The sequence below is a fragment of the Intrasporangium sp. Soil_C_50 genome, from assembly GCF_057656595.1.
The window spans coordinates 116,836-133,499 of sequence record NZ_JBDGKB010000001.1 but is presented as its reverse complement, the minus strand read 5'-3'; the positions used below and the strand labels follow the sequence as shown (position 1 = coordinate 133,499).

Annotated in this window: 19 protein-coding genes; 9 read left to right on the top strand and 10 right to left on the bottom strand. The window is 68.3% G+C overall.

The features are described from left to right. Positions 1-10: 10 nt before the first annotated feature. Together AC3A5R_RS00650 and AC3A5R_RS00645 are read left to right on the top strand one after the other, a co-directional pair. Positions 11-895 carry a nucleoside hydrolase gene (locus tag AC3A5R_RS00650; protein WP_487618862.1) on the top strand — a complete coding sequence of 295 codons (885 nt, stop codon included), beginning with the start codon at positions 11-13 and terminating at the stop codon, positions 893-895. Between the two features lie 46 nt (positions 896-941). Continuing rightward, positions 942-2,129, top strand: coding sequence for a 4-hydroxybenzoate 3-monooxygenase (locus AC3A5R_RS00645; RefSeq protein WP_487618861.1), 1,188 nt, complete (start codon positions 942-944; stop codon positions 2,127-2,129). A 275-nt stretch (positions 2,130-2,404) separates the two neighbouring features. On the opposite strand, the gene AC3A5R_RS00640 is transcribed toward AC3A5R_RS00645, so the two are convergent. After that, on the bottom strand, positions 2,405-2,680 hold the full coding sequence (locus tag AC3A5R_RS00640; RefSeq protein ID WP_487618860.1) for a hypothetical protein: 276 nt from the start codon (positions 2,678-2,680) through the stop codon (positions 2,405-2,407). A 306-nt stretch (positions 2,681-2,986) separates the two neighbouring features. Continuing rightward, positions 2,987-3,880, bottom strand: a complete 894-nt coding sequence (locus AC3A5R_RS00635) for a hypothetical protein (RefSeq protein ID WP_487618859.1) — start codon at positions 3,878-3,880, stop codon at positions 2,987-2,989. A gap of 178 nt (positions 3,881-4,058) precedes the next feature. Here AC3A5R_RS00635 and AC3A5R_RS00630 point away from each other — a divergent pair, with 178 nt between their 5' ends. Continuing rightward, positions 4,059-4,400 carry a hypothetical protein gene (locus tag AC3A5R_RS00630; protein WP_487618858.1) on the top strand — a complete coding sequence of 114 codons (342 nt, stop codon included), beginning with the start codon at positions 4,059-4,061 and terminating at the stop codon, positions 4,398-4,400. A gap of 230 nt (positions 4,401-4,630) precedes the next feature. Further along, positions 4,631-4,924 (top strand): hypothetical protein, encoded by a 294-nt coding sequence (locus AC3A5R_RS00625; RefSeq protein WP_487618857.1) that lies wholly within the window; start codon positions 4,631-4,633, stop codon positions 4,922-4,924. Positions 4,925-5,239: 315 nt separating this feature from the next. Here AC3A5R_RS00625 and AC3A5R_RS00620 read toward each other — a convergent pair whose 3' ends face one another. After that, positions 5,240-5,698: an HIT family protein gene (locus tag AC3A5R_RS00620; RefSeq protein WP_487618856.1), complete on the bottom strand. Its 459-nt coding sequence runs from the start codon at positions 5,696-5,698 to the stop codon at positions 5,240-5,242. Between the two features lie 251 nt (positions 5,699-5,949). On the opposite strand from AC3A5R_RS00620, the gene AC3A5R_RS00615 reads away from it, so the two are divergent. Then, positions 5,950-7,116 carry a transglutaminase-like domain-containing protein gene (locus tag AC3A5R_RS00615; protein ID WP_487618855.1) on the top strand — a complete coding sequence of 389 codons (1,167 nt, stop codon included), beginning with the start codon at positions 5,950-5,952 and terminating at the stop codon, positions 7,114-7,116. A 757-nt stretch (positions 7,117-7,873) separates the two neighbouring features. Then, the gene (locus AC3A5R_RS00610) at positions 7,874-8,326 is read left to right on the top strand and encodes a hypothetical protein (RefSeq protein WP_487618854.1); all 453 of its coding nucleotides are present in this window, start codon (positions 7,874-7,876) and stop codon (positions 8,324-8,326) included. A gap of 29 nt (positions 8,327-8,355) precedes the next feature. Here the strand turns inward: AC3A5R_RS00610 and AC3A5R_RS00605 are convergent, their stop codons facing one another. Further along, positions 8,356-8,706 carry a VOC family protein gene (locus AC3A5R_RS00605; protein ID WP_487618853.1) on the bottom strand — a complete coding sequence of 117 codons (351 nt, stop codon included), beginning with the start codon at positions 8,704-8,706 and terminating at the stop codon, positions 8,356-8,358. A gap of 310 nt (positions 8,707-9,016) precedes the next feature. Between AC3A5R_RS00605 and AC3A5R_RS00600 the strand changes: the two genes are divergently transcribed. Then, positions 9,017-9,418, top strand: a complete 402-nt coding sequence (locus AC3A5R_RS00600; RefSeq protein WP_487620092.1) for an IS110 family transposase — start codon at positions 9,017-9,019, stop codon at positions 9,416-9,418. Next, on the top strand, positions 9,408-10,163 hold the full coding sequence (locus AC3A5R_RS00595; RefSeq protein ID WP_487618852.1) for a transposase: 756 nt from the start codon (positions 9,408-9,410) through the stop codon (positions 10,161-10,163). Before AC3A5R_RS00600 ends, AC3A5R_RS00595 begins: the two co-directional genes overlap by 11 nt. Positions 10,164-10,428: 265 nt before the next feature. On the opposite strand, the gene AC3A5R_RS00590 is transcribed toward AC3A5R_RS00595, so the two are convergent. The 3 genes from AC3A5R_RS00590 to AC3A5R_RS00580 all read right to left on the bottom strand — a co-directional run bounded on the left by AC3A5R_RS00590 (position 10,429) and on the right by AC3A5R_RS00580 (position 13,195). Then, positions 10,429-10,884, bottom strand: coding sequence for a cupin domain-containing protein (locus AC3A5R_RS00590; protein WP_487618851.1), 456 nt, complete (start codon positions 10,882-10,884; stop codon positions 10,429-10,431). A 192-nt stretch (positions 10,885-11,076) separates the two neighbouring features. After that, on the bottom strand, positions 11,077-11,406 hold the full coding sequence (locus tag AC3A5R_RS00585) for a hypothetical protein (RefSeq protein ID WP_487618850.1): 330 nt from the start codon (positions 11,404-11,406) through the stop codon (positions 11,077-11,079). 247 nt (positions 11,407-11,653) lie between these two features. Next, complete coding sequence (locus tag AC3A5R_RS00580; protein WP_487618849.1) at positions 11,654-13,195, bottom strand: DNA polymerase IV; 1,542 nt, start codon at positions 13,193-13,195, stop codon at positions 11,654-11,656. A 519-nt stretch (positions 13,196-13,714) separates the two neighbouring features. Between AC3A5R_RS00580 and AC3A5R_RS00575 the strand changes: the two genes are divergently transcribed. Next, positions 13,715-14,791: an acyltransferase family protein gene (locus AC3A5R_RS00575; protein WP_487618848.1), complete on the top strand. Its 1,077-nt coding sequence runs from the start codon at positions 13,715-13,717 to the stop codon at positions 14,789-14,791. A gap of 226 nt (positions 14,792-15,017) precedes the next feature. Here AC3A5R_RS00575 and AC3A5R_RS00570 read toward each other — a convergent pair whose 3' ends face one another. From AC3A5R_RS00570 to AC3A5R_RS00560, 3 genes are all read right to left on the bottom strand, one after another. Then, positions 15,018-15,368, bottom strand: coding sequence for a hypothetical protein (locus tag AC3A5R_RS00570; RefSeq protein WP_487618847.1), 351 nt, complete (start codon positions 15,366-15,368; stop codon positions 15,018-15,020). A 103-nt stretch (positions 15,369-15,471) separates the two neighbouring features. Further along, positions 15,472-15,720 (bottom strand): hypothetical protein, encoded by a 249-nt coding sequence (locus AC3A5R_RS00565; protein ID WP_487618846.1) that lies wholly within the window; start codon positions 15,718-15,720, stop codon positions 15,472-15,474. 96 nt (positions 15,721-15,816) lie between these two features. Continuing rightward, a complete protein-coding gene (locus AC3A5R_RS00560; RefSeq protein ID WP_487618845.1) occupies positions 15,817-16,002 on the bottom strand; it encodes a hypothetical protein in 186 nt (61 codons plus the stop codon). Between the last annotated feature and the right edge of the window lie 662 nt (positions 16,003-16,664).

Genomic DNA, 16,664 nt, shown 5'->3' with positions numbered 1-16,664 from the left:
AGGCACGCCGATGAATGTGACTGGCCTGAAGGTGCGCCCGCGTTGCCGGGTCGTCGTCGACAACGACTGGACCGGCGACCCCGACGGACTGGTGGCACTGGCACATCACCTGCTGTCCCCGGCCAACCGCGTCGTGGCCGTGACGAGCTCGTTCCTCGCGCCGCAGTTCGGCTCGCCGGTCAGCCGGGCGGCCGACGGCGCGGCCCTCGCCCGCCGCCTCGTCGACGAAGTGGGCAGCGCGGAACGGCCCACAGTCGCAGCCGGTTCCGAGTCACCCTTCACGCTCGAGAGCCCCGACGAACCGGTGGCTGACGCCGTCGGGGCGATCGTCTCAGAGGCGAACCGCGACGACCCGTTGCCCCTGCACCTCGTGTGCGGTGGACCGCTGACCAACCTCGCGGCCGCCCTGCGTCGAGACCCCTCCATCGCAGGCAAGCTCACGCTGGTCTGGGTCGGAGGTGCGCTCGACGCGACCACGCCCGAGTACAACCGGGACACCGACCCCGCGGCGGCCGAGTTCGTCCTCGAGCACCCGGGCCTGGAGGTCGTGCAGTTCCCCGTTGAGACCTACCGCCAGTGCACCGTGTCCGTCGCCGAGCTCCAGCACGGACTGTGCTCGAGCGGTGCCCTCGGCCGCTGGCTCTGGGAGCGGTTCTCCACCCTGTACCTGCCTGACGTGGTCGAGCTGGGAGAGGTGTGGCCCATCGGGGACAGCCCGCCACTGCTGGTGACGGCGCTGACCACCGAGTCCTCGCGCTCAGAGGTGCACAGCGATCCGGCAGGCCCGACCACCCGCGTCGTCTTCACCGGCGTGGACCACCGCCTGGTCTGGGGCGACCTCCTCGCGAAGCTGGCTCTCCACGAGCGGGCGTCGCACCTGTCCCGGTCGAGCTAGACCTATCGCCCATGTCGGCGCAGCCGATGTCCCACAAGGAAGCTGGATGACCACACACGCGACGTCCACCCAGGTCTGCATCGTCGGGGCTGGACCGGCCGGCCTCATGCTCTCCCACCTGCTCGAGCTGGCGGGCGTCGACAGCATCGTGGTCGACCATCGGTCACAAGTCGAGATCGAGAACACGGTCCGTGCCGGCATCCTCGAGCGCGACAGCGTGCGACTGCTGGTCGAGTCGGGTGTCTCCGACAACGTGCTGACCCGCGGCGACGAACATCGGGGGATCGAGCTGGCCTTCGGTGGCGGCTCGCACCGGGTGGACTTCCACGACCTGGTCGGTGCTTCTGTCTGGCTCTACCCGCAGACCTCCGTCTTCACGGACCTCGCGACAGCCCGCGAGGCTGTCGGCGCGGACGTGCGGTTCGGCGTTGCCGGCACCGAGGTCCTCGACCTTGACACCGAGCAGCCCGTGGTCCGGTTCGTCGACGCTGACGGTCTGCGTCAGGAGGTGCGTTGTCGCTACCTCGTGGGCGCTGACGGGTCGCACAGCGTGTGCCGGCAGCAGGTGCCGGAGGCGGACAGGCGCCAGTACTTCCACGAGTATCCGTTCGCCTGGTTTGGGATCCTGTGCGAGGCGCCCAAGAGTGCGGCCGAGCTGGTGTACAGCCACTCCGCGCGAGGGTTCGCTCTGATCAGCCAGCGGACCGAGTCGATGCAGCGCATGTACTTCCAGTGCGACCCCAGCGAGGACGTGGCGCGGTGGTCGGACGACCGCATCTGGGCCGAGCTGCAGGCTCGGGTCGCCGCGAACGGCCACGTCCTCGAAGAGGGGCCGATCACCGCCCGGGCCGTGCTCCGCTTCCGGAGCTTCGTCCACGAGCCGATGCGTTACGGCAGCATGTTGCTCGCCGGCGACGCCGCCCACACTGTCCCGCCCACGGGTGCGAAGGGGCTGAACCTGGCCCTGGCGGACGTGCGCGTCCTGGCCGACTGCCTTGAGCGGGCGCTTCGCAAGGATGACGTCGAGGCCCTTGGGGAGTACACCGATCGGGCCCTGTCGCGGGTGTGGAAGGCGCAACACTTCTCCTACTGGATGACCCGGCTGCTGCATCAGCTCCCCGGCGGCACGGACTTCGACGGTCGACGCCAGCTCGCGGAGCTGCAGTCCCTGGTCGGCTCGATGGCCGGTCGCCAGTATCTGGCCGAGGGATATACGGGCTGGCCCGCGGCATGAGGACTCCTCTCGGAGGGGCCCGACGCGCGGGGCGCCTGTTCGCTGGCATCGAATCCGAGGTGCGGGCGTTCCCCGCACGACCGGCCCACGCCTACCTTCGCTTTGGTCTCGTCTCGGACAGCAGTGCCCCGGAGCAGCGGATCGAACTGTAGGCGGCGTCGAGCACCTGTCCCGTCGACGCTCGAGCGCGCGCTATCCCGCAGCGCGCCTCGCGGCCGATCCGGACGTCGGTGAGCCGATCGCCATTCCGTCGTGTCGCCGGTCGCGCTTGTCTGTCAGGGCGAGACCGTCAGGAGGACGTTGTCCGCGGAGCTTGCGCTGAGGGTTGCCGTACCTGCGGGCGCCGTCGCCGGCACCGTGACCGTGGCACGGAGCCGGGTCGAGGTGTCGGCGTCGGCCAGGCCAATCACTGACGTCGTCCTGTCCTGCGACCACATGATCTCGACGTCCCGGAAGATGCGGTCGCCCTCACGGGCTGGGGGTGCCGGCGTGCCGTTGACATAGTCGTCGGAGCACTGATCTATGGATGAGTGGTCAACGGCGATCTCCACGACATCGCCCGGACGAACCATCGTCGGGCTTGCGGACGCAGCCGGTGGAGCACATGCGCCCTGAGAGCCCGCTCCAGGGTCGGCGTCTCCGGAACAGCCGGCTAAGAGCAGCGCTGCCAGTGCGATCGCAAATAGCTCGCCACCAACCCTCCATCTGCCCGCACCCACAATGGCTCCCCCTCGGCGTCGATGATGAGCCGAACCTAGCGCCGGCCGAAGACATGTGCGCGTGTTGCAGCAGGCTCAGAACGTCGCCCGAGCGCACCTCCCGGTCGCGGCATGTCGGACGTTCGCACCGCGTGGCCGTCAGAGCGACGCGGCGCCCACCGCCGGCACCCTGATAGTCATTTCGACGTCGTAGGCGCCGATGTCGGTCACGCTGCTGCTGCGCACGACCGCCTTCAGGAGAGCCGCATCCTTGGTCGCCGAGGTCGAGCGCAAAGTGTGCCCGTCGCCGGACACCTCGATCTGGTCGAGACTGCCGTCGTCGTGCAGGCGCACAGTGACCGGCACCCTGCCCGAAAGCCGACGGGTGAGATCGGGGTCGAGTCGCAACCAGCGTTTGAAGCCGAGGGCGGTGAGGCCGATCTCGGGTATCAGCTCGCCCTTGATGCACGGTCGCCCGTACTCGGTCGTCACCGAGACGAGCGACAGCGCACGCAGCCCACTGGGCAGCGTGCGTGGTTCGGGCAGGTCGATCGGCACCAGCCGGGTGGCCGCCGTATGGTCGGCTGCCCGTCGCCACGGGGCCGCCCCGATGGCGACGAGGGTGTTCCGCCCGCCCGCGCCGACGATCACTGCCCGGAAGTGGCTGGGTGTGAGGCCCTGAGCCACCAGGTCGCCGTAGGCCGTCTGCTCGGTCAAGTGGTGCTCGACGTCGACTCGGTCGGAGACGACAACCTTGGCGCGCCTGCCGTCGCTGCCGGGCAGCGTCATCGTCAGCACCGTGTCGTAGCTGACGTTGCGGGCTTGCGTGATCGGGTCGACTGCCACCGACCACGCCTTTCGGACCGCAGCGGGCGACGTGTCCACCTGCGGCGCTTTCCGATCCGACGAAGGGACGCCGACAGTCGTCGAGGACGTTTCCGGCGCCGCGGGGATGTCTCGCTCGGTCGGTGCCGTGCAGGCGCCCAGTACGGCGATGGCCAGGATGCAGGGCACGACCAGGACGGGCAGTTGCAGACGCCGGCGACGATACATGCGGGGAGTCTAGGGACGTGTTCCCGCCGTCAACGCCGGATGCGCAGACGTCCCGCGCTCGGCACGGCAGATCTGGTGACAACCCACGCTGACGTGCGGCGTAAGGCCTCGGGGCGCGGCTGCCTGCATTTCCCGCGTTATGGGGGCGATGCAGGATTGCCTGCGCCAAGATCCGGACATGATTTCGTCGCTCATGGTGTTGGTGCTCTTGAGCGTCGCTGCGGTTGTGTTTATCGGCAGGGTCGGCTGGTCGACACTGGGAAGGGATCCGCGGCCATACTTGATCGCGATTGGGATCTTTTGGGTTGCGCCGCTCGCGCTGATGTTAGCTCTGCACGTGCTCCTGCCTGATCACAACGCGGACGGACGATGCAATGGCCTCGGCTTCGGGTGCGTTCCTGCGCCATCGGATGCGGTGGTGTTCGTCTGGGCGATGACTCTGCCGTTCAGCTTCACCGCCGGCCTGCTCGCATGCGCGATCATTGCGGCGGTGCGCCGTCGACGGGGAGGGGCAGACTAACTCCCTCTTACCAGCTGGCGGTGGGGCTCGCTCAATAGGTCCTGCGCCCTCGACCCTGCATGACGGGCGTCCGGCCCTCAACGCGGCGTGTCCTGACGTCGGCCAACGCCATACTGCTCGGTCGGACCATCTGCGGCAGTTGAGGAAGTTGCCGCAGCGCTGAGGCAACCTGTGGCGGGGGTTCCTGCGATGGTGTTGGTGGCGGGGCCGGCATGCGAGAGGCTCCAGGTATGCCCACGCGCATGCTCAGAGCTGTGATGGAGAACGGCGACACCTATGACGACCCGTCCGAGGACGTCCTCCTCTTGCTCCTCGAGGACCTCGCTGAGGGTGACGGCTCGTGGGTCATCGTCGAGAAGGTCGTGGACGCGTCAGGTCAGACGTACGCGCAAGCGCTCCGGCTTTCCGACGGGTCGTTCCAAGTCGAGCGGCGGCGCGGGAGCGCGGACACGCACGAGGTCGCTCCCGCGCAGCCTCTACGAGAAGCGCATCAGCTGCTGACCCGGTGGGCGTTTGCGTTGTAGCGGACCGGGGACCTCGCCGACGCCACGTATCCCGGTTGTCCGACTGGTTCGCTTTCGCCCGCGCCCGTCGCTGCTGGTCTCGGAATGACCGCTCGGCGGCAAGACAGGATGTGGCCTCGCTCGAAGTGCTCGAGACGGCGAGTGACCTTGGCCGAACGTACGCCCGCTTCCCGGCCGGACCCGTGCTCGCCTGGGGCTCGGGTGGCCCTGAGCCCGTCCAGAGGCGTAGGGCCGGCCTCGTGGCGTGGAAACTGCCAGTCCTTGCGCCAGGCTTCACATCGCCGCCCGCACGCTCTGAGCGGCAGTTCCGGACGTTCAGCCGCGACCCAGTCCAAGCGCAAGAGCTTCCTTGATCTCTTCCGCATCGTCGTCGAGCAAGGCACGTTCTCGCTGCTTCCAGTCAGCAGTCATCGAAAAGCCGTCTCCCGCGTAGCGTGGAATCACGTGCAAGTGGAAGTGGAACACTTCCTGGCCTGCGACTTCGCCGTCGGCGAGGAGCGCGTTGATCCCATCGCAGCGCAGGCTCGAGCGCCGCAGTGCTCGCGCCAGCTGGTGACCGACAGACCACACGTGAGCGCCGGTTGCTGCATCGACGTCTGCCAGGCCGACTGCATGTTCGCGTGGCACGACGAGAAGGTGCCCCGGTGTGACTGGGTTCAGATCCAGGAACGCGACGACGGTCTCGTCTTCGTAGACCACGCTGGCTTCTGCCTTCTTCGCCGCAATGGCGCAGAAAATGCACTCGGCTATCCCGGCTGGCGGTGCTTCAGTCACGGGAGTGATGGTGTCAGGCGGCTCGGCGTCGGGCCACCGGGGTGTTGACGACCTGCATGACATCTACTCGATCGATCAACGGCATGTGCCGACGTGGCCGCGTGTGCGCGGTTCTCCGGGTCGAGGCCCCGGTAGGTTGTCGCTCGGCTGAGGGTGGACAGGGGGATGACGTGGGTGAACCGTCGCAGGTCGGTGCCGAGTTGCGGTCACGGGCCGTCGACCGGATGCGGTCGCATCGGTGGGCGGACCTGTTGGCGCTGCAGACCCAGCTGGAGCGGGACACGGAGTACTGGACCTCGATCTGGGGGCCGGCCTGCGCGGTGGCGGCTTTCCACGAGGGCCGGGCTGATGCTCGAGAGCTGTTCGTCTCGGTCATCGACGCGGGCTTCCACGACGTGCACGCCCACGCCGAGCTGTTCGCGGACAGCTTCGCGACCGAGCCGGACTGGTCCGAGCTGCTGGTCCGGATGGAGGCCAACAAGCCGCCACCACCGGTCGAGGTGACCGAGTGGCCGAGCACCAACCCGATCCGTCCGCTCGGACTGGACCGGCTCGATGCCGCGGGCGAGGCCGCACTGGCCGACCGGGTACCAGCCCCGGCAGGCGCGGCGCAGAAGGCGGCGCTGGCGCTGCTGGCGTGGGTGACCGGAAGCTGGCGACACACCAGCGCCAACCACGTTCCCGGGCGGGACGCCAACGCGGTCTTGGACCGAGTCGAGGCCGGGGAACGGTTCGCCTGTCGGGAGTACACCATCGTGCTGACCCAGGCGCTCAACGCGATCGGTATCCCGGCCCGGCACCTGGGGTTGTTCCGGGAGGACTACTACACCGGGATGGGCACCGGCCACGCGGTCACCGAGGCGTGGCTCGATGACCTGGGGCGGTGGGTCGTCCTCGACGGTCAGAACGGGGCGACCTGGCGAGACCCCGACGGCGTCCTGCTCGGCGCCGTCGAGCTGCAGGAGATGCAGGCGCGGGGGGAACAGCCCGCGTTCGTCGGTTCCGGGCCCAACTTCGACCCGACCTCCGCCCAGGAGTGGATCGCCTACTTCCGGTACTGCTCGGCCGGGGGAGCTACGTGGAGGGCAGGCTCGTTCGTACCGGTGATGGAAGGCCGGGCCGTCGTGGAGGCGCGGCCCCTGCTGGCCAACGCGGCCTCCGTTTACCCGGACCTGGCGGAGATCTCCACCTCGATCGTGGACCACGAACGCGTCCCGGCGGTGCTGTTCGGCACCGAGCACCCCTTCGCCGTCGGCTTCGGTCTGACCGACGCCACCGGAGACAGTCGGAGCGCCGCCCTGGACGAGCCGGTCCCACTGACCGGCCAACCGGGCGAGCACACCTGGCACGTGGCCACCCGCACCCCGTACGGAACGCTCCGGCCCTCCCAGTTCCGGTTCACGATCCACAGACGGTGACCAGGAAGTACCGCGTCCAAACCCGCCGCCTGACAGGCGTTCCCGGCCCGACCATGGCTGACGCGGAGAGCGGCAAAGTCGGACGTCCTGAAGCGCCCAGGTTCCGCATATCCGCGACAGAATGGTTGTCCGGTACGTGTGGATACGGTGTAAGCAGATCAAAGTCAGGACAACATGCCTCGGTCGGCGCCTCACTCGAGCCTCTCTTTCGGGCAGAAGCTGCTCGTCGTGGCATCGGTTCTGCTTTCGCCGCTGTACCTGCTGCCGTTGATGTTCCTTGTCGGGGCCGTCACATCCGTTGCCATCTGGGATGAAGTAGTCGCAGTTAGGAGCGTGCAACGAAGATGGTTCGCGGCGTGGATCGCGGGCCTCGTGCTCGTGGCGTTGGGTGCGTGCTACACCTTTGTCGTCCTGCCTCGCTTGCCATCCATCTAGAACGACGCTGAGCCCGGCCTGGAAGTCACGCGATGCGACGGCGACCCGGCAGTCACTCGAGGCCCACCGGCGGTCCTCCGAGCCGCAGATGAGGGCGTTCTCGTGGGTCTATCTCCATACTGATGCGGTGAAGCCGCAGACCCACGATTGGGTGGCACTGTCATCCCGATTCACTCCAGGGTGGCCCTGGCCCGAGGACTCGTACGGACTGGGGCCCCTGTATGGAGAGCATGGTTGGTGCCGAGGCTGCGGCACGCCTCGTGCCGAGCAAGTGGGCTCATTGGTGATGCAGGGCCACAACTTCCCGAAGGCTGACGTCTGGATGCCGAACTGGCTGTTCGACGTCGTGTGCGTATCTGCGCGGACCGCCGCTGAGATCAGGGCCGGGTTCAGCGTGGCGCTCCGCGAGGTCATGAAGCCTCGGATCGGGGCTACGGGCGCGCAGCAGCTCGTCCCGGTTCGGACTGCTGAACCTTGGTACCGGCCGCAGGACCTCGAGACGGCGGTACGTTCTCGCCACGCGCAGTTCGTTGCCAGGCAGACGGGAGCGACCTGCGAGGTGTGCGGTCGCTGGAAGTGGCTCCCGATCAGTGCCGGCGAGGCCCCGATTCGTGCCGCCGCGCTCACCTCCGAGGCCGATTTCCTCGCCTGCCCGGAGTCCTTCGGCGACGGCCTGTCCTCCTTCCACCACCTGCTCTTCCGACGCGCTCTGGGTGAGCTCCTCGTGGCTGCCAATCCGAAGCACTGGCGGCTCGTCGAGGTGCACACGATTTAGCGCGACTTGCGGCAGATGCGTGCGTCTTTCTACGCCTGGACAAACCCCAACTCGTTGCCGTCGGGGTCGCGGATCGTGAACTTGCGCGTGCCGTACGGCGTGTTCATCAAGGGTTCGAGGACATCGACGTCCTGACCCACCCTTTGCCACCACACATCAACGTCGTCCACCTCGAAGTTGAACCGGGCTCCCGTTGCCGGGGCGGGTTCGTACTGGCCGAGCGCGAACTGGGCCGGGCCGACGTTGAAGTGGACGTATGTCGGATCCTGCGGGGGCCAGTGGCCCCGGGCGGTCACTCCCAGCAAATGCTCGTACCAGTCGATGGATGCCGCGAGGTGCCGGACGTTTACTCGCACGTGCGTCAGTTTGGGGATGTCCATGTTCCGGACCCTACGCACGTGCGCCCGCTCATCGGCTACTTAGAGAATGGGGTCAGGTTCTGGCCTGGCCGGGCTGGGGCTCAGGTGCCCGGGGTTGTCGCTCGCACATCGGCTGCCCGGCGTCCGCGTTGAGGCTCTCATTTGGTTTGCGCAGCCTCGGGCATCGCTAGGGCCGGGAGAGGCTCAAGAGAGGAATGCGCTGCCTGAAGTAGCGGTGCCCTCCCGGTGTCCGACATCCGTCGTGGGCAAGGGAGGAACGCTGATGAGCAGGGCTGGCGGGACCACAGTCCAGGAGGCTGTGGTGATCGGGATGGACCCGCACAAGCGGTCGGTCACGATCGAGGTGATGGCTGCCGACGAGACCGTCTTGGACAAGTCCCGCTTCGGCACCGATGCGGGCGGGTTCGAGGCGATGCTGGCCTTCGTAGGCCGGTTCACCGACCGAGTTTGGGCGATTGAGGGCTGCGCCGGGATCGGACGTCATGTCGCGACCCGGCTCATCGCCGAAGGCGAGCAGGTGGTGGACGTGCCGGCCAAGCTGTCCCACCGGGTACGGCTGCTGACCTCGGGCAACGGCCGCAAGACCGACGACACCGATGCGCACTCCATCGCGCTGGTCGGGGTCCGCGTGTCCGGGCTGCGCCCCGATCGTCAACGACGCGCAGGTCGAGCTGCTGCGCGTCCTGGTCGACCGGCGCCGCATGCTCGGTGAGGAGCACACCCGCAAGATCAGCCAGCTGCATCGCCTTCTGCTGGAGCTGATCCCGGGTGGCGCCAAGCTGTACCTGTCGGCCCGGCAGGCCCGCAAGCTGCTGGCCCCGGTGCGCCCGCGCGACGCCGCCGGCAAGGCTCGCAAACACCTCGCGATGGAGCTGGTCGCCGACCTGGAGAAGATCTACGCACGCTCCAAGGCCGCCGACAAGGACCTCACCGCGGCGCTGAAAGAGACCGGCACGACCCTGACGGAGCTGTACGGCATCGGGCCCACTGGTGCGGCGATGCTGCTGGTCGAGGTCGGCGACATCACCCGGTTCCCGGACCGCAACCACTTCGCTTCCTGGACCGGCACCGCGCCGATCGATGCCTCCTCCGGTGACGTGGTGCGGCACCGGCTCTCTCGTCGTGGGAACCGTCAGATCAACCGGGTGCTGCACATCATGGCCACGGTCCAGCTGCGCAACCCGACCGAGGGCCGCACCTACTTCGACCGGAAGAAGGCCACCGGCAAGTCGTCGATGGAGGCCATGCGATGCCTCAAACGCCGCCTGTCCGACCTCGTCTTCGCGACCATGCTCGAGGACCTCAGCACGGCTGCCGGGACGGGTCCGGGAGGGCAACTGAGTCGCGGCTCTGACTCCTGCGCGACCGGCTCACAACTCACCGCCGGCTCTTCGGACAAGCCACTTCCCGGACCCGCCAACGGCCAGCCTAGAACCGCCCTCGTCGAAGCGTCTTGACACAGAGAGGAGCCATGAGGGGAAGCGTGCTTCCGGTTCGGCCGTGACGCGTGGTCGTCAGCGGGGCCGGTAAACACCGCTGGCACCATGAGGCGTCCGCGAGGTCCTGCACCTGCCTCACATCGTCGACTGACAGACCCCGTGCAGCGGCGTGATCGGATGGGGCTTCACGCCTGCTCGGGCCCTTATCCGGGCATGCGGCGGCGCCGAGCCGGACCGCTCGCCTCGCTGCCCTCTCGAGACGGCGGCCCGCCGGACCGACGCCTCAGCGCTTCGCGTAATCGGCGAAACCCTGCCAATCGATGAAGACGCAAGGCTCGTCCCCCAGGACCCAGGCGTCGTGGCCCGGCGCCATGGCCGCGAAGTCGCCAGGGCCGTAGTCCATCTCTTCGCCGTCGTCCATGACGACCTTCATCCGGCCGGAAACGAAGTAGCCCTGGTGGGCCGCTTGGCAACTGTCCGTGCCGGCGATCGATTTGACGTGCTCGGACCATCTCCAGCCCGGAAGGAACGTCGCCCGCCCGACGACCCCTTCTTGCGTGTTCACCACCTGCAACTGGCCTGTGTGCCCTTCGAAGGGGCGCGTCTCCTCGGGTGAGTCGAGGCTCTTGCGCACGAGACCTGACATCGTGACCTCCCACGTGACTGCTGTCGCGGATTCGGTTGCACCTTTCAGGTTGGCATCGCCGCAAGCAGGTGTCAGCGCTTCCGGCGACCGCACGGGCGCAACGTTTTCGCCTCTGGCAACGAAAGAGGTCAGTAGACCTCGATGTCGCCATCGACAGTGACGATCTCGTACTCGGCCCGAACCTGGCCGAATGGCCAGGTTCGCCGCTCACCAGCTCGCCTCATCTTTATGGCCAACGCACCTGCCAGGGTTCCGAGGCTCCCACAGGTGCCGAGCAGAAGCGTTTCAGACTTCGCCATCCGCCGCGCCCGCGGGCGGGACCAACAGTTCCGCAACCTTGGTCATGATCGCCGCCCTGCCCCCTTCTGGTGCCAGCGACATCAGCTGCTCGGCGTGGGCGCCCTGCTCGTCGGCCCAGCGGGCCACGTCGCCAGGGCCGTCCCACCGCCGCACCACAACAAAATGGGCCGGGTTCTCCACGTCTTGAAGAATCATGCCCTCGTGCGCGCCGCCCGAGTTCGTCGCCGCGTCCGCGAAGTTGCGGAACGCGTCGACGAACGTCGCGGGGTCCGCATCCACGACCGACCACTCGCTGAAGGTCCAGGTTTCCGACATGGTGCCCTCCCGGTGTCCTGCGGCCAGACCCTGATTGGGCCGCTCACTGTCAAAGGTGCACCACCGGTTTCCCGCCCGTCTGAGGATCGGGGAACTCCCTCGCTGCGTGCGACGCGGCCCGGGGACCCGGTCCTGCTTCCCCACCGCATGACACCGGGTGCGTTCGGGTCCTCCAAGACGCCGAAGGCCCGGCAGATGCGGAGCACCCGCGTCGTGGGAACTGACCGGCGTGGCTGGGCCGCGCCAGTCACGGGGCCGGGGGAGTCGCCTCGATCGGCAGCAGCATCGCGGTGAGCTCCTCGACCTCACCTAGGTTCGCCAGGGAGGTCAGGCGCGGCGGAGGGCACGGCTCCGGAGGGCCCACCCGCATCAGCAGCTCGCGACGGATGTCGAACCTGCGCTCCGGTCCTGGCGGGGTGTCCGGGCCTTCGAACCGGACGGTGACCACGCCGTCCTCGGCCCGCACCACCCAGCCGGCACCGTGCTCTGGGTGCGAGACGTCCAGCCCGACCGCGACGGTGTGCAGGGTCAGCGGTGCCGGCAGCCGTTCCTCATCAGCGTCGTCCGGCTCCTCGTCCACGGGGAGCCGGGGCACGGTGCCCTCGAGGGTCGCGCCGTCGGGGGCGTGGTTCTCGTCCACGGTCGGGACCGGAGCGTCCGACTCCGCGACGGCGGCAGGCGCCTCCGTGAGGACGTCCAAGGCGTTGCGGCCATCGACGACAGCGCCGCCGGCCTCGTCCTCCGGCAGACGCAGCTGGGCCCAGTGGGTCAGCCCGGACAAGGACACCCCGAGCAGGCGGACCGGCTCGACCGGATTTGCCGCGGTGAGTGCCGCGGTGACCGCGTCCCGGAGCTGGTCAGCCTCCGCCGTCGGGTGGGCCAGCGTGACCGAGCGGGTCAGCGTGGTGAAGTCGGACAGGCGCACCTTGACCGTGACCGTGCGTGCACCACCGCCGTGGCGCCCGAGCCGGCGCAGCGCCCGCGCCAGGACGTCCTCGAGCGCGCCCGGCAGCTCCCACCGGAGCAGGTCCTGGGCGAAGGTCCGTTCCGCACCGACACTCTTGGCCTCGCGCTCCACGACGACCGGACGCGGGTCATCCCCGCGCGCGAGCCGGTACAGGTTCCACCCCGCCGCGTCGCCGAGGACGCGGACCAGGTCCTCCCGCCCTGCCGTGCGCAGGTCGGCGACCGTGCGGATACCCAGCGTGCGAAGGGTCGCCTCCGTGGCCGGGCCGACACCCCACAAGGCGCCCACCGGCTTCGGCATGAGGAACTGGTCCTCGTCCGGGCCGGACACGACGGTGAACCCGTGTGGCTTGTCCGCGTCGGAGGCCAGTTTCGCGATGAGCTTCGAGCGTCCCAGCCCGACGGAGACCACCAGCCCCGAGCGGTTGTAGATGAGCCGGCGCGCCAGGTCGGCGGCGGTGACCGGGTCGGCGGCGAACGGGCCCGCGGCCAGGTCGACGAACGCCTCGTCGAGGCTGACCGGCTGCACCAGCGGCGACAGCTGCCGCAGCGTGTCCATGATGAGGAGGCTGTGTGCGGCGTATGCGGGAAACCGGGGCGCGAGCACGGTCGCGGCGGGGCACAGGACCCGTGCCTGTGACATCGGCATCGCCGAGCGGCACCCGAAGGCCCGTGCCTCGTAGCTCGCGGTCGCGACCACTCCTCGCGGCCCGGTCCCACCGACCAGAACCGGGGTGCGCGCCAGGGACGGCTTGTGCCGGGTCTCCACCGAGGCGAAGAAGCAGTCCGCGTCGACGTGCATCACGCTCGCGTCCTCGCGCACCTGCCTCGCCTCCTCCCGGGCTCTCCCTCTGACGGCACCGGCCCACCCGGTCCGCCGCAACCTTCACTGTGCCGCACGCCGACGCGCCGGCAGCGGCGCCCACCCCTTCGAGCCCGTCCGCCCGGCTGAGCCCGCGCGCAGTGCACCCTCGTCGGCGCGATGAGGGAAGAGGCCTGCCGTTCAGCAGCGACGCCTGCTCGTCGCCGTGAACCCGCTGCGCGATCACGTCGTACTCGTTACATCGACGTGGATCACGCTGCGCGGCAGCGGGCGCGGAGCGATGTTCGAAGGAGGGCACCCTGTTGCGAACGGGACGCATCGGACACGAGAAGGCCTCGGTCCCGAGGCCAGCCGTCGTCGCCTGCCGAAGCCGCCCCGCACTGCTCGGGCCGTCTGTGCTGGCCCGTGCGCTGCCTCGGGAGTGCGCGTGACTGGCACGCATCGTGTCCAGATCCTGCTCGCGCGGCCGGTCCGATCGCCTTGGAGCGACCGACGCCCCCTGCCGTCCCGGAGTGACTCGTGAGCGCCCTTGGCAACCGCCCTGCACTCGACGGGATCCGTGGTGCGGCGATTCTCCTGGTCCTGGGTCAGCACGCTCCCACCAGGCCGTTGATCGACGGTTTCGTCGGCGTCACCGTGTTCTTCTGCCTGTCGGGCTACCTCATCACGAGCCTGTTGGTCCGCGAACTCCAAACGGGAACCATCGACGTCCGAGCGTTCTATCGCCGACGCGTGGCGCGTCTCTGTCCGGCACTGGCGACCGTCGTGGCGGCGACCATCGTGGTGCTGTTGGTAGGTCGACATGATTTGAGTGTCGGGCAGGTTCTTGCACCCGCTGGGGCGGCTGCAACGTATACGACGAGCCTCTTCGACTGGGCTGGACACCCCTTCGCCACTCAGGACTACTTCAACTACACGTGGACGCTGTCCGTCGAAGAGCAGTTCTACCTCCTGTGGCCGTTCGCGCTGCTCTGGGGCTACCGCCGCAGTCGTCGGCTGTTCGCGGCGCTCACCGTTTCGCTCATCGGAATCATCCTGGCGCTGGACCTCGTCCTTGGCCTGGGTCAGGAGATCCGTTTCGACCAGCACGAGTATTTCGGTACCGACACGAATGCCCTGCCGATCCTGGCCGGCGCGTTGCTCGCCATTGTCGTTCACAACGGCTGGCTGTCCGGAGCGGTGGGGCATCTTGCGCCCTTTGCCATGGTGGGGCTGGCTCTCCTGCCGGTCCTGGCATATCGCGACGACACGTATCGAACCTCGCTGGTGATCGTCGCTGGGACCGGGCTGACTCTGGTGCTTCTGACCGGCGTCCTGGCGCGGCCCGGCTCGGCGGTTGCATCGCTCCTGTCCAGCGCTCCGATGCGGTGGCTCGGCGAGCGGTCGTACTCGATCTATCTCTGGAACGTCCTTGCGAGGATCGCGATGCTCAGCCTGTTCGGACACTCGGTGGTCGGTGACGTCGTCTGGGTCGCCGTATTCGTCGTTCTGGCCGAGCTGAGCTTCAGATTCGTCGAGCGCCCGCTACGCGCCAGGTTTGCGCCAAGACCTGCGGCGTCCGATCGACCGCTTCTCACCGCGCCCCGCATTCCGTGAAGACCGTCCTGCACCGCCGCTCCGTCGGGCGACTCGTCGACACGGGCCGATACTGACCGGCCGACGCAAGCTAGACGGCGGACGGCGGCCACCGGCCGGCGGACGGGTTTGCGGCGCTGCACGCGTCGACGAACTCCACGATGCGCCCGGGGTCGGCGGTGGGCGCGCGCGCTGCGTCCTTCCCGCCGCGAGCTGCGGCACTGCCACGGGCAGGAAGGTCTACCGCTCAGAGCCGCCTCCACGCGCCCAGAAGCTCGGCGTCGGCACCCTGCGCGAAGGCGTTGAGGACCTCGATGCCGTGAGCAGAAGTCGTGATGCACTCACCGGTGAACATCACCTGGTCATCGCGGATCTGGAAGTCGCGCGTTTCATGGGCGGGGACCTGCCCGGCGCCGCAGAGAAGGAAACATGTGTCGACCTCGTCGAAGCGGTGAACGACCGCGAGGCCTTCCTGGATCGACAGCGTCAGCGCCGGGTAGGCCCGGTCGGCCCTCGAGACCTCCGTGTAGCCGAACCCGCCACGCAACATGCGGTCCAGCTGCTTGGCGTAGGCGCTGTGGCCGGACCGCGTCGACACCGGCCGCGTCCGTCGGGCCGCTGGTTCTGCGATCGTCCACTCGACGTCCATGCAGGCCTTCCTGTTCGTGGGATCACGCGTCTGATGTCTTCGGTGAGAATGCCTACCGGTGCTGGGCCAGGTCGAGTCGGATGCGCTGATCGTGCTCAGTGATGACGCCGATGAGGACATCGAAGCCACGTTCGTCGGCGAAGCACCGTGGATGCACCAAACGCGAAGGCGTGCCGCGGAGGTCCTCGATGAACGGCGTCCACGAATGCGCCCAATCGCCGGACGCTTTTCGGCGCGAGGACACGCCGGGGCCGGAAGGGTCCTGCTCGTCCCCGCACAGGGAGCAGGTCAGAAGGGACATGCACCGATGCTCTCATCGGTCGGGAGTATCACCCGTGGCGACACCGCCCAAGCCTCTCCGGGACCCTTTCCGGGTCTCTCGTCGCCCGGACGGGTTTCACCTCAGGGGATCGAAGCCGATATGCGTGAGGACTCCCGCGATGGTGTCGTTGCCCTTCTGCGAGGGGTGGGTGTAGTCATTGCCGAGCATGTCCGCTGACGGCTTGGTGCCGTTCGAGCCGTTGATCGCGTGGTAGATGTCGGCGCAGGTGAAGCCATTCCGCTTCGCGGCTCGACACAGCATGGCGTTCCACCCGTCCGTGCAGCAGACCCGTACTCGCGGTCGCAGGGAGGCTTGATGTTGCTGGTCAACCGGTGGGCACGGCCGCTAGCCGGGTCACCGAGCCAGATGCCGCAGTCGTGGGGACCATCACCCTCGAGCGGACCGATGGCTCTGATGAAGGCGACGGTCCCGTCGGGCGAGTTGGAGGGTTCGTCATCGCCCAGGCACGGCGACGAGCACTCGAAGAGCTGTCGGGTCTTACGCGTGCCCAGGTCATACTCGTACAGAGGCTCGCCCGCACTGCCCCGGGTGGCGTAGACCAGACGTGAGCCGTCGGGCGACCAGTCGGGGAGCAGGTACTCGAGGGAACTGTCCGGTCTCGAGTCGGTGGTCTCCGCTGCCGTCCGGGTGGACCAGCCACACACTCCCGCCGGCTCGGTCGGTCTGGTACGCGACCCACGCCTTGTCCCCGGCGAACGGGCTGCGGACGACGGTGGACGACGCGGCGGTGACGCTGCTGCCGTCGCGGGTGGGGCTCGTCAGGTTCGTTCCCTGGCCACAAGCGGCCAAGAGCAGAGCGAAGACGAGGGCACCCGCTCCACTGGTGGCGTGGAGGATCGTTCTGCGGCGGGTGTCGAATACCTCTGTCATGACAAGCCCCTCATGCCGACCACGGTGACGCG